A 12,980-nucleotide genomic window follows, 5' to 3' on the forward strand; every position below is an offset into this window, starting at 1 on the left:
AGAATTTAATTACTGCAGGAACCGACGGAGGAAGCTTTGTTGACCATGCGGCAGTTACGGCAAATGAAACCGTTACCACAATTACTCCTGCTGTCACTGCAGGAAATGCAATAGCAAGCTATTCAAACGAGAAAGGTATCCCAGTTTCAATTCAGGAAACGATAACGGCACAGTCCCAAAATCCTGCTACGGGAGATATATCTTACACAAATGAAGCGGGAAAAGTTTCGACATCAAAAGTTATAAGCGCTGATGCAGGGAATTTAATTACTGCAGGAACCGACGGAGGAAGCTTTGTTGACCATGTGGCAGTTACGGCAAACGAAACCGTTACGTCTGTAACTCCTGTTGTCACTGCAGGAAATGCAATAGCAAGCTATTCTAACGAGGAAGGGATTCCGGTTTCAATTCAGGAAACAGTAACATCTCTGTCTTACGATCCAACAACTAGTTCATTAAGTTATAGTAGCGAAAATGGAACTACAACTCCCTTTGATTTAAGTGGGCTAAAATCTTTAGTAACTGCTGGAGCTAATGTTACAATTACTGGTGATGGTAAAACAGGAACTCCATACATCATAAACTCTCCAGTTGAAACTGCATTATTGACACCTAGTACACCTATTGTAGCATCTGCGACAACAATTGCGGTACCTTCTACTAATGTGCAAGGGGCTATTGGAGATTTAGCTACAGAATTAAAGCAAAAATGGGATATTAGAGGTAATTTAGGTACAAATGCAAATACAAATTTTATTGGAACAAGAGATGACAATGATTTAGTTTTTAGACGCAATAATGTTAGAAGTGGTTTGTTGAGCTTATATAACACTTCTTTCGGAGTTAATGCTTTAAACCCATCATCTACCGGTGCTAATAATACAGCATTTGGTTCTAGTGCTTTGAATCTTAATACTACTGGATCATTAAATACTGCAATTGGGGCAGAAGCACTAAAAAGTAATACTACAGGACAATGGAATACAGCAATTGGTTATGGAGCTTTAGCTTTTAATACAAACGGGCAGCAAAATATAGCAGTAGGAACAAAAGTTCTATTTAATAATGGTTCAGGTTCTGCTAATATTGGTATTGGTATAAATACAATGAATGCGAATGTTTCTGGGAATGATAATATTGGCGTTGGAAATTATGCAACGAACTTAAATAAAACTGGGAGCGGTAACATTGCATTTGGGACTAATGCATTAAGATATTCAGATGTTGGAAATAACAACATTGCCATTGGAACAAACAGTGGGGCGTTCATTGGCGTATCTGGAGGTGCTCTTGCAACTTTAGTAGATAACTCTATTTTTATTGGTATAAATACATTAGTTAATGCTGATGGAAATACTAATCAAATTGTGATAGGAAATAACGCGGTGAGTAGAGGGAGCAATACTATTCAGTTAGGAAATGCTCAAGTAACTGGTGTATATACAAGTGGTTCAATGACAGCTAGCGCATTTTTGACAAGCTCAGACAAACGTCTTAAGAATAATATAAATGACAGTTCTTTTGGTTTGAATTTTATAAACAAATTGCGACCTGTAACGTATTTTATGAATAATGAAAGTACTAATCTGAGGTCTGGTTTTATTGCTCAAGAAGTTGAAGCAGCGGCAAATAGTTTAAACTATGAATTTAGTGGTGTTTCTAAACCAGCTAATGCAAATGATTTTTATAGCCTAAATTACGCAACTTTTGTCGTTCCTTTAGTAAAAGCAGTTCAAGAACAACAAAATATTATTGAGGATCAATATAAAAAAATCAATGATTTAGAGAGCAGATTAAAACGATTAGAAACATTATTAGATAAACAATAAGTACTAATAAATTTCTGAATGATTTTTTAATTTATAGATTAAAAAGAGGAATTCAACTTCCTCTTTTTTATTTTCTGCACATACAAACATACCAACTACTACTTTAGGTGACAACAATAATCTATTGGCTGCTTTAAAAGCTAAAATGGAAAAAACTGAGAAAAATAATTATTAAGTTTTTATAAATAGAAAGTTCCATAGTAATGTGAGACTTTTATTTTATATTAAAAAATATTGCTGGATTTTTCAATTTCTGGCATCAATGTATTATATTTTTTTTGTAAGTTTATAGTATTGAAAAACAATTAGTTATGTTTTTTTTTTTTATGATAAACTGCTTGAATGATCTGATTTTATATATTTTATAGATAATTCATTCAATGTTTTTCTGAATTAACTTATTGGGTAGCTTTGTTATTTAGGTTCAATTAAATCAATATTAATCTTGTCATTAACAAAAATAATTACATTTTAAGAAACTCACTATTTATGCCTATAAACATCTAATTATATCTCCCTTTAAAAATTCCAGTTTTTTGATTTCTGTATTTCTTTTATGAATATGTAATTAATATTTTGATTATGATATTATAAAATTTTCTCCTGTTTTATTTTATTAATTTAAATCAAAATCTATGAAAATTAAACTTTTACTTTTATTCATTATTTTTAGAGGTTTATGTAATGCACAAGTTGGAATTGGAACTCCTTTACCAAATAATTCTTCTCAACTGGATGTCGTTGCTGCTAATAGGGGAATTTTAATTACGAGAGTTCAGCTGCAAAGTACAACTAGCATGAGTCCAATTATTAATGCAGGTTCGTTACCATCAAGTCTTTTGGTTTTTAATGAAGCAACAGCTGGTACATCGCCATTAAATGTTACTCCAGGTTATTACTATTGGTTTAATAATAAATGGAACAGGGTAGTGATTTCTTCTGAGACTACAATTCCAGAAGGATCAGTGATTTATAATCCTGTTACGAACACATTTTCTTATATTGATCAAAATGGAAATCAGCAGACAATTAATTTTCAGGATATAGTAAAAGATAGTGAGACGATTACAACTCTGGTTAATGCTGTAGATGGCAAACATACCTACACCAATGAAAATAATACAGTAACTGTAATCGACGTAGTGAGCGATGTAACCAATAATGCCTCTACTATATTTAATAATCCAGCGGTTGTAACCGAGCTGACAAACATCATTAAAAACGATGAAACTTTGACCAGTCTGGTTTATGATGCTACGGGAAATACACTTACTTATACTCCAGAAAATGGAGTGCCTACTGTTGTGAATTTATTAAATTTAGTTCAGGGTGCCGAAACTCAGACAAGTTTGATATACGATTCAACAGCTCAAACGCTTACTTATAATCCGGAAAATGGAATTCCGACAATAATAAATTTATCCAATCTGGTAAAAGGTTCAGAAACGATTACAACTTTGTCCAACGCTACTGACGGTAAGCATACCTACACCAATGAAAATAATACAGTAACTGTAATCGACGTAGTGGGTGATGTAACAAATAATGCTTCTACTATATTTAATAATCCAGCGGTTGTAACCGAGCTGACAAACATCATTAAAAACGATGAAACTTTGACCAGTCTGGTTTATGATGCTACGGGAAATACACTTACTTATACTCCAGAAAATGGAGTGCCTACTGTTGTGAACTTATTAAATTTAGTTCAGGGTGCCGAAACTCAGACCAGTTTGATATACGATTCAACAGCTCAAACGCTTACTTATAATCCGGAAAATGGAATTCCGACAATAATAAATTTATCCAATCTGGTAAAAGGTTCAGAAACGATTACAGCCGTAACTCCTGTTGTTACCACTGGAAATACAATAGCAAATTATTCTAACGAAGTGGGAACTTCAGTTGCAATTCAGGAAACAATAACTACACAATCTCAAAATCTTACCACTGGAGATATAAGCTATACAAACGAAGCAGGAACAATTTCTGCATCAAAAATTGTAAGTGCTAATTCAGGCAATTTAATCACAGTTGGAACCGACGGAGGAAGTTTTATTGATAATGCTGCAATTGTGGCAAATCAAACAGTTACGACAATAACTCCAATTATAACTGCAGGAAATGTAATAGCCCAGTATGTTAATGAAGCTGGAGGAACACCAGTAGATATAAGAGAGACCACAACCAAAATTACTCCAGTCGTACTAAGTGGAAATATAATTGCTAATTATTATAATGAAGAAGGTTTACAAGAGAATATTCAGGAAACGCTAACATCTTTATCTTATGACTCAGCAACTAGCACATTAAGCTATAGTAATGAAAATGGTACAGCAACTCCTCTTGATTTAAGTGGTTTAAAATCTTCAATCACAGCTGGAGACAATGTTACAATTACTGGAAATGGAGAAACAGCGACTCCATATACAATTAATTCTCCTATTGAAACAGCGTTACTAACACCTAGTACAGCTATTATAGCCTCTGCAACAACGGTTGCTGTTCCTTCGACAAATGTGCAAGGGGCAGTAGAAGATTTAGCAACAGAATTAAAACAAAAATGGGATATAAGAGGAAATTCAGCCACAGTAGCTGGTATAAATTTTCTAGGTACTACAGATAATGTTGATTTAGTTTTTAAACGAAACAACATTCAAAGTGGTCTTTTAAGCACAAACAATACTTCTTTTGGAGTTGGAGCTAATCAGGATTCGGGAGGAAATTCAAATGTTGCAATTGGAACTTCAAGTTTAAATTTAAATAATAGAGGAAATTATAATACTGTATTAGGTTATAATGCGTTAGCAAAAAGTGTTAGCGGAAGTTTTAATGTTGCCATTGGAACTAATTCATTATCAAATAGTACTGTTAATAATAATACAGCAATAGGTTATAGTGCACTAATTGAAAATACTATAGGAACTAGGAATGTGGCAATTGGAGTTTTGACTCTTTCTTCAAATACAACAGGGAGCAATAATATTTCAATTGCAGATTTTTCTCTTGGTGCTAATACAACAGGAAGTAATAATATAGCATCAGGACTTAATGCACTTGAATCAAATACAACTGGGAATTACAATATAGCCACTGGTGTAGAAGCTATGATAGCCAATCAGACAGGGAGCTTAAATGTTGCAATTGGTTATCGAGCCTTGGCAAATAATTCAGTAGGGAACAATAATACGGGCATAGGAAATAGTGCTGGTAATAGTGGTAGCACAGGAAGCAATAATACAGCCTTAGGAGATTCTGCATTATATTCAAATTTTTCAGGAGGCAATAATACAGTTATGGGAGCTAATGCTTTATATGGTAATGCAAATGGCTCAGGAAACGTAGCAATCGGGTTTGAAAGCGGAAGATATTTTGGTGCTTCGGGAACGAATAATTTAAACACAGTTAATAATTCTGTTTATGTGGGCAATCAGATAAGAGCACTTAACAATTTTGCTACTAATGAAGTTGTTATTGGTTACGCAGCTCTTGGTAGAGGAAATAATACTGTACAGATAGGAAATGATGTTATGACAAGCATTGGTGGTCAGGTGGCATGGTCCAATCCTTCAGATTTACGTTTAAAAAAAGATATAAAAACGAGTTCTTTTGGTATAAATTTCATCAATAAACTTCGTCCTGTTACCTATCATCTTAAAAAAGGAACAACCGATTTGCAATCGGGGTTTATTGCTCAAGAGGTAGAGTCTGCAGCGAATTCTATTGGTTACGAATTTAGTGGAATTGTTAAGCCTGCAACTGATAAAGATTTTTATAGTCTTCGTTACTCAGAATTTGTTGTTCCGCTTGTAAAAGCTGTACAAGAACAGCAGTTGGTAATTGAAAAACAAAGTCAAAAAATTACTGATCTTGAAACTCGTTTACAACGTTTAGAAGAAGTAGTTAATAAATTAAAGTAAGAAATTATGAATAAAATAGTAATATACTTGCTTGTATTATCAATATGCTGCATAGAGAAAATAAATTCGCAGACTTCAAACATAGGTGAGTTAACAGTTGCATCAAATACGATACTATCTACGATACAATCTTTTGATAATAAAACAACAGGAAATTTTGTAAACGACGGAACTTTTTATGTTTATGCTGATTTCAATAATGATGGGTTGGTGACTTTTTCTCAAAATTTGACTACAGGATTAACTTATTTTAAAGGAAGCTCTGCGGCACAAACTATTTCTGGAGAATCATTGAGCGAATTATATAATGTAAGATTCGAAAATAATTTTATTCAGCCAGCCTTTTTATTGTCTGGAGATATTAGTGTTTTTGGCAATTCTGATTTCTTTTATGGAATTGTAGATAATGTAAGTCAGCCTGGGAATTTTTTGTTTGAAGAAAAAGCCATACATAAAAATACAAGCAATAATAGTTATGTTGCGGGTTACGTAGAAAGAAATAAAAATAATCAGTTTGAATTTCCTATCGGTGATGGAGGTTTTTTTAGACCTTCTGCGATAAGTCAAAGCAATTCGTCTACTAATTTTTTTAGCAGTAGGTATTATCTAAAAGATTCAAATGCTTTACATCCTCACAATCAGAAAGATCCCTTAATTCAGATTATTGATCAACCTGAATATTGGAGCTTCGAAAGCAATCAGAATCCTGTAGATATTGCACTCACTTTATCTTGGAATGAAGAAACAACTCCAGACCAAATCATTAATGGCGCTTCTGGAACGCAATTAGCAATTGTAAGATGGGATGAAACGGCAAATAAATGGATGTTTTATGCAACTGCTGTAGATGAAAGCAATAAAATAGCAACTGCATCTATTGATAATGATGGGATATTTACTCTTGGGCGAATTTTATCTAATTCTTCTAACGATATTATAGTACACAACGCCATCTCTGCAAACGAGGATGGTAAAAATGATTATTTGCAAATAGACGGAATTTCTAATTTTCCTAATAATAAACTCGAAATATATAATCGTTGGGGCGTAAAAGTATTTTCAACAACAGGTTATGGAATTGATAATAATTTCTTTTACGGATATTCTGATGGAAGGGCAACAGTAAAAAAATCCAGTATATTGCCAGACGGAACTTATTTTTACATACTTAGTTATGAGGCTGCAAATGCTGTTTGGAAAGAAAAGGCAGGGTACCTTTATCTTACTTCATCTAATTAAATTTGGTTGTTTTAATTTTGAATGTTTTGAATAAAAGAATTCATATACAACTAAATATTTTAATGCACTATCTTGAAGCTAATAATTTTGATTCTTCTGGTGTAAACTGAGGAACAATTGCATACGAAGTTATATTAGCCATTTTTATCTCATCTAATATATCTACAAGATTTCCATAATTAGATTTTTCTGTTGGTTTTATAATGACTGTAACTCCTCTTCCTGGTCTACCAAGTCTTGCTGAATATTCTAAAACCATTTTATTTTTTTCTATTAGCTCTTTTCGTATTCCATTTTTCTCATAGTTAACTTCTTTAGGGGCTTGTATAGGAAATGCTAGTAGTCCATGGTAAGTTATTATTTTGTCGTTTTTATCAAGTAATAAAGTTAAAACAATATTTTCGTCGGGTTTGTTACATTCAGGCTCAGGACCGCAACCTCCTCTTCCAGAATATAGTTCCATAAGTTTTGGCTTCGATAATTCCCCAACAACCATAAAAAATATAATCAATAAAAAGGAAACGCTAACCATTGGAGTTAAATCTACTTTTGAGTTTAACTTTTTGCTTCTGACTTTTTGGGGTAAGTTTTTCATAAGGCTTTGATATTAATTTGAAGCTAATAATTTAGATTCTTCCGGACTGAAATCACTTACAATCGCATAAGTATCTATTTTTGCAATAGCCATTTCGTCTAAAATGTCAATTAGATTTTTAAAATTACTTTTTTTGCTTGGTTTAATAATAACAATAACTCCGCTTTTGGGTTTGCCAAGAGAACTCATATATTCACTCACTTCCTTCTTTTTACGAAATACTTCTTTACGAATAACATTATTTTCAAATTTCATTTTTTTTAGAGTACTTATATCGTATTCTAGTATTCCAGAATACGTTATTATTTTGTCATCTTTATCGAGTAAAATTGTATATAAACGACTTCCTTTAATATGTCCACAAGAAAAATTTTTACATCCTGGGTCTTTATCTGGTAAACTCAAATCCATTACTTTGGATTTTGACAATTCCCCAACAACCATAAAAAATATAATCAGCAAAAAAGAAACACTGACCATTGCAGTCAAATCAACTCTTGAGTTTAACTTTCTGCTCCTAACTTTTTGAGGCAAATTTTTCATATAATTTTGATTACTAAGTGAGACTAATTAGAGGCCAATAATTTTGATTCTTCAGCAGTAAAATCGTCAACTATTGAATAGGTTTCAATATTGGCAATTTTCATTTCATTCACTATATTTACTAAACTGCCATAGTTTGAATACTTGCTTGGTTTTATAATAACGACAACACCACTCATTGGCTCTCCTTCAGAAATCATATAATCTTTAATTTCTTTCTTTTTGCGAAAAACTTCTCGTCTTATATCATTTTTTTGAAATTTAAACTCTTTTGGTTTGTCTAATGGAAATTCTAACAGACCTGAATAAGTAATCATTTTACCATTTTTATCTAATAATATTGTAAACATTTGATCAGCTTTGACACATCCAATATTTTCTAGACAAGCATATTTCTCTGGCAGATACAAATTCATTTTTGGAGGTTTTGATAATTCGTTAACAATCATAAAAAATGCAATAAGTAAAAAAGAAATACTAACCATTGCAGTTAAATCAACTCCTGATTTTAATTTTCTATCTCTGAATTTTTGAGCTAAATTTTTCATAATTGATGATTTTTGTTTTTAAATTTAACAATAAAAGAAATGCAAAAATCAAATATTTTAAATTTTTTAAAGAAAAATTAAATTAAGTTAATGCCTTGTTTTGCTGGAAATTTAAAAGAGAATCTGCGCTTTTTTACATAAGATTAGTTTCATGTGAAAACCAAAACAAGTTTATAACCGTAAATGAGCTTATAACTTAAAATCATTTAAATATGAAAACTAGAAAATTTTTAGCCCTTGCAGTTTTAGCTTTAGGATTTGCATTTACATCAAATGCACAAAAATCAGTAATGGTTGGTGGTGCAGCGATGTATCCAAACAAAAATATTATTGAAAACGCTGTAAATTCAAAAGATCATACAACATTAGTTGCAGCTGTTAAAGCCGCCGATTTAGTTGAGACTTTAAAAGGAAAAGGCCCTTTTACCGTTTTTGCTCCAACAAATGAAGCCTTTGATAAATTGCCAAAAGGAACCGTAGAAACATTGTTAAAACCAGAGAATAAAAAGCAACTTCAAAACATTTTGACTTATCATGTTGCTGCTGGAAAATGGAATGCTTCTGATATTGCAAAAGCAATAAAAGAAGGTAAAGGAAAAGCTACTATAAAAGCGGTAAATGGCGGAACCCTAACAGCTTGGATGAAAGGAAAAGACTTATACATTACGGATGAAAATGGTAATAAAGCAAAAGTTACTATCGCAGATGTAAATCAATCAAATGGGGTAATTCACGTTGTTGATGCAGTACTGCTTCCTAAAAAATAAGTAGGCTTAAATTCCAAAAATTAAAATTCCAAACTCCAATTTTTGCATTGGAATTTGGAATTTTAATTTTAGAAGTTTTCTAAACTTATTTTTTAGCCGTTAGTGTACTTCCTGCAGAAGCAATTACAACGCATATTACGGCTAGAATTTCATAAAAATTCAAACTTTCTTTAAGGAAAATAAACGCGCAAATAGAAGCTGCTGCTGGTTCTAAACTCATTAAAATGCTAAAAGTACGAGGCGGAAGTTTTCCTAAAGCATTCATTTCTAATGTAAACGGAATTGCACTCGATAAAAGAGCAAGAGCAACACCCATTCCGAATAGTTTTGGCGTTAGATTGCTTAATCCGTTTTCTAGGAAACCAAAAGGTAAAACTAGAAGAGCTGCAAATAACATTCCTGTAGCCACAGCATCACCATCATTCATTATTTTTGAAACTTTTCCGCCTAAAACAATGTAAGCACTCCAAAAAGCTCCAGCCAAAAGAGCACATATAATTCCCAAAGGATCTAAACGGTCATTTGTCCAAGGTGCAATTAACAAGATGCCAATTGCGGCTAGTAATACCCAACAATAATCGACTAAACGTTTAGAGCCAGCTATTGCAAGCAATAAAGGTCCAACAAATTCTAAGGTTACTGCCAACCCAATTGGAATTCTTTCTATAGCGAGGTAGTAAATTAAATTCATAGCCCCAAGTGATAAGCCGTAAGGAATTACCACCTTCCATTGTTTTGGAGTTATGGTTTTTAAATTGGTTCGATAAGCTAATAATAAAATTATTGCCGAAATGCCAATACGCATGGATGCTGTGCCTGCTGCTCCGATTGTTGGAAAAAGTGTCTTTGCAATCGCGGCTCCGAATTGCACACTGATAATTGCTAATAATACTGCTGGAACAGGAGATAAGCTGATGTCTCTGTTTTTCATAAAAAGTATGACAGAATCATAAAAAGATTTGCTTCTGTCGGGATAAAAAAAATGTATTCTAAATTAATTGCCTAAAGCTTTTTTTGTTACATAGGCGCGATAACCAATAATTGCCATTTGCCATTTCTTTGCTTTAGAAATATCTAAACCTTGTTTGGTAAAGCTTGGCAAAAGTAATTTATTTAGTTTAGCTAATAATTTATACATAGTAGATTTGTTTCGGCAAAGATACAAAAAAAAGACTTTGTGTTTGAAGCAAAGTCTTTTAGTAGTAAAATGTGAAAGTATTTAAATTCTGAAAAACCAGCGTTTTGAGCGCTGGTTTTTCTATATTTCAAAATAATGCAATTATGCTTTTTTGTTTTGTTTTTCCATTTCTTTCATGTCTTTTTCATGCTGTTTCATATCTTTCTCATGTTGTTTCATGTCTTTCGCATGTTGCTTCATGTCTTTTGCATGCTGTTTCATATCAAGCTCATACTGTTTCATGTCTTGTTCGTATTGCTTCATATTGCTTTCGTACTCTTGAGAATCTTCTCCAAAGTTAAATTTAAAGTCATAGTTAAATTTTCCCATTTGAGCATTGAATTTTTCCATTGCAACTTGGTATTTCTCCATTTCCTTTTCATAAATAGCTTCACGTTTAGACATGATTTCGCTAACAGCATCTCCATAAGCAGACATAGCATCAATGTTTGGTTGGAATTTTTCCATTTTCTTTTCAAATTCTTCCATTTCTTTCTCAAACTTCTGCATAGCTACCTTGTCCTTTGGATTTCTAGGAGCAACTGGAGGTTTTGGCATTTTTGACATGTCAACTGCAGGAGCAGGAGGTAGTGGTCCTGAAGGAAATGCTGGTGGCGTTGGCGGTGTTGGAGGAGCGATATCTCCATTACGAACAATAACTCTTTCGTTTCTAATTATTACAGGTACTTTAAAGTTTTTGTCTGTGTTAATGTTGATCGATTTTGCTCCATTTTCGTCTGTTCCAATGGCCAGTTCGCAATCTTTTATAGCTTGGTCTCCGTCAATTTTGATAGTTTGTTTTTTTCCAGAATCTGATTTTACTTTGATCTGAATTGCAGTTAATTCTTCTTTGGTATTTCTTTTTACATCCGAAATCTCAACGTCAAGATTATGATTTGCTTTTAACTTTCCAGGAAGTTCGTTTAATTCCTTGTCAGTTGTATTTTTTGTTATTTTAATTGTTTCATCAGAATCTTTGATGGTATCTCTTTGAATAGCAGCTTCATTTTGTTTCTTTTCTTGGGCAATGGTCTTTATTTGGAATAAAAGGACAAATGCCCCAAGAGCAGGAATTACTGCCGAATATTTCCAGTAGTTTCTTTTCTTTGATTGATTTTTGTTTAACATGACAATTCGTTTTTTGATTAATGATTGATAAAAATGATTGGTGATTGCAACACAAGTTTCATGCGTTGTGATTTTTAAAAGTGTGTACTGATAGGCTTTCTTGTCTGCAATTTTTTTAGAAGCTTCGCTGTCTGCAATAAATTCTAGATTTTGCAAAATTGCTTTTTTGTAAAGCCAAACAATTGGATTAAACCAAAATAGGATACAGAAGATTCTCGAAATCAAAACATCTACAGTGTGTTTTTGATCGCTGTGTACTTTTTCATGTTCCAGAATATTCTCCAATTCTGCAGCTGTATATAGTGATGAGTTATATACAATATAATCGAAATAGGAGAAGGGAGCTATGTTTTCATCCACATCTATGAATTTAAAATCATTTTGCTGTTCAATTTTCTTTCCTTTCAAAACAGCGTTTAAGCTGTAAAAATCAAGAGCAAATTTGATCATGAAAGCCAAGAAGCCAATTCCGTAAACTACAGCCAGCACTAAATTCCAGTTGATTACAAAATTTTCTTCTTCAACAACAGTAACCGTTGTTGGTTTATATTGAGGTGTGTAAGCAATGACATCTTGACTTGAAACTGGAATGTTTTTTACAGCATTTTCTGTAGTTGTAATAATTGGAGCAGGAGAAAGCGCAGGCGGTGCTTCGACCCAAATTACTTTGGTGTAAACTACAAAAGGAAGTACAACAGAAGTAATTAAACCAGCAATTAAAAACCAACGGCTGCTGTTGAAAAAAGTCTCTTTGCGAAGTAAAAAAATGTAAGCAAAATAAAACATTGCCAATAATCCGCTTGATTTTAGGATAAAAATGAAAAGTGCTTCCATACTATTTTGATTATTTATCTTCTTTTGGATTTTCGATCATATTTAGGATTTCACGTAATTCGTCTGCCGAAATTTTTTCTTCTTTGGCAAAAAATGAAACCATACTTTTATAAGAACTATTGAAATAATTGTCAATAGCAGTGCTCATAAAGCCTTTTCTGTAATCTTCAATGCTTACTGCTGGATAATACTGATGTGTATTTCCAAAGGCATTGTGCGCTACATAACCTTTCTCTTCCAGATTACGAACAATGGTAGACAAAGTATTGTAATGTGGCTGATCTTCTAAAATCTCTGCTTGGATCTCTTTTACAAAAGCCTTTTTTAGCTTCCATAAAATATGCATGATTTCTTCTTCTTTGTTGGTTAGTTTTTGCATTTTTTCTATTTAAAAATTAGA

Annotated in this window: 11 protein-coding genes; 4 read left to right on the plus strand and 7 right to left on the minus strand. The window is 32.7% G+C overall.

Annotation, left to right across the window (positions count from 1 at the left end):
• The 3 genes from DMB71_RS18985 to DMB71_RS18995 all read left to right on the plus strand — a co-directional run.
• Positions 1 to 1,829, plus strand: a 1,829-nt coding sequence (locus tag DMB71_RS18985) for a tail fiber domain-containing protein (protein ID WP_204251806.1), incomplete at its 5' end; no start/stop codon positions are given.
• A gap of 635 nt (positions 1,830 to 2,464) precedes the next feature.
• Entirely contained in the window at positions 2,465 to 5,749 is a 3,285-nt protein-coding gene (locus DMB71_RS18990; protein ID WP_111368951.1) for a tail fiber domain-containing protein, read from the plus strand.
• Positions 5,750 to 5,755: 6 nt separating this feature from the next.
• Complete coding sequence (locus tag DMB71_RS18995; RefSeq protein WP_111368953.1) at positions 5,756 to 6,988, plus strand: gliding motility-associated C-terminal domain-containing protein; 1,233 nt, start codon at positions 5,756 to 5,758, stop codon at positions 6,986 to 6,988.
• Between the two features lie 67 nt (positions 6,989 to 7,055).
• Here DMB71_RS18995 and DMB71_RS19000 read toward each other — a convergent pair whose 3' ends face one another.
• Genes DMB71_RS19000 through DMB71_RS19010 form a run of 3 tightly spaced genes read right to left on the minus strand, consistent with a single transcriptional unit; the run spans position 7,056 to position 8,674 of the window.
• On the minus strand, positions 7,056 to 7,583 hold the full coding sequence (locus tag DMB71_RS19000) for an ExbD/TolR family protein (RefSeq protein WP_111368955.1): 528 nt from the start codon (positions 7,581 to 7,583) through the stop codon (positions 7,056 to 7,058).
• A gap of 12 nt (positions 7,584 to 7,595) precedes the next feature.
• Entirely contained in the window at positions 7,596 to 8,126 is a 531-nt protein-coding gene (locus DMB71_RS19005) for an ExbD/TolR family protein (protein ID WP_111368956.1), read from the minus strand.
• A gap of 23 nt (positions 8,127 to 8,149) precedes the next feature.
• A complete protein-coding gene (locus DMB71_RS19010) occupies positions 8,150 to 8,674 on the minus strand; it encodes an ExbD/TolR family protein (RefSeq protein ID WP_111368958.1) in 525 nt (174 codons plus the stop codon).
• 212 nt (positions 8,675 to 8,886) lie between these two features.
• Between DMB71_RS19010 and DMB71_RS19015 the strand changes: the two genes are divergently transcribed.
• Positions 8,887 to 9,441: a fasciclin domain-containing protein gene (locus DMB71_RS19015; protein WP_066034571.1), complete on the plus strand. Its 555-nt coding sequence runs from the start codon at positions 8,887 to 8,889 to the stop codon at positions 9,439 to 9,441.
• Between the two features lie 85 nt (positions 9,442 to 9,526).
• Here DMB71_RS19015 and DMB71_RS19020 read toward each other — a convergent pair whose 3' ends face one another.
• The 4 genes from DMB71_RS19020 to DMB71_RS19035 all read right to left on the minus strand — a co-directional run bounded on the left by DMB71_RS19020 (position 9,527) and on the right by DMB71_RS19035 (position 12,959).
• Positions 9,527 to 10,372: an EamA family transporter gene (locus tag DMB71_RS19020; RefSeq protein WP_111368961.1), complete on the minus strand. Its 846-nt coding sequence runs from the start codon at positions 10,370 to 10,372 to the stop codon at positions 9,527 to 9,529.
• 63 nt (positions 10,373 to 10,435) lie between these two features.
• Positions 10,436 to 10,579 (minus strand): SsrA-binding protein, encoded by a 144-nt coding sequence (locus DMB71_RS19025; RefSeq protein WP_111368963.1) that lies wholly within the window; start codon positions 10,577 to 10,579, stop codon positions 10,436 to 10,438.
• A gap of 141 nt (positions 10,580 to 10,720) precedes the next feature.
• Complete coding sequence (locus DMB71_RS19030; RefSeq protein ID WP_111368965.1) at positions 10,721 to 12,580, minus strand: M56 family metallopeptidase; 1,860 nt, start codon at positions 12,578 to 12,580, stop codon at positions 10,721 to 10,723.
• 10 nt (positions 12,581 to 12,590) lie between these two features.
• The gene (locus DMB71_RS19035) at positions 12,591 to 12,959 is read right to left on the minus strand and encodes a BlaI/MecI/CopY family transcriptional regulator (protein ID WP_111368968.1); all 369 of its coding nucleotides are present in this window, start codon (positions 12,957 to 12,959) and stop codon (positions 12,591 to 12,593) included.
• Between the last annotated feature and the right edge of the window lie 21 nt (positions 12,960 to 12,980).

The sequence above is a fragment of the Flavobacterium tistrianum genome (genome assembly GCF_003254545.1).
GTDB classification, from domain to species: domain Bacteria; phylum Bacteroidota; class Bacteroidia; order Flavobacteriales; family Flavobacteriaceae; genus Flavobacterium; species Flavobacterium tistrianum.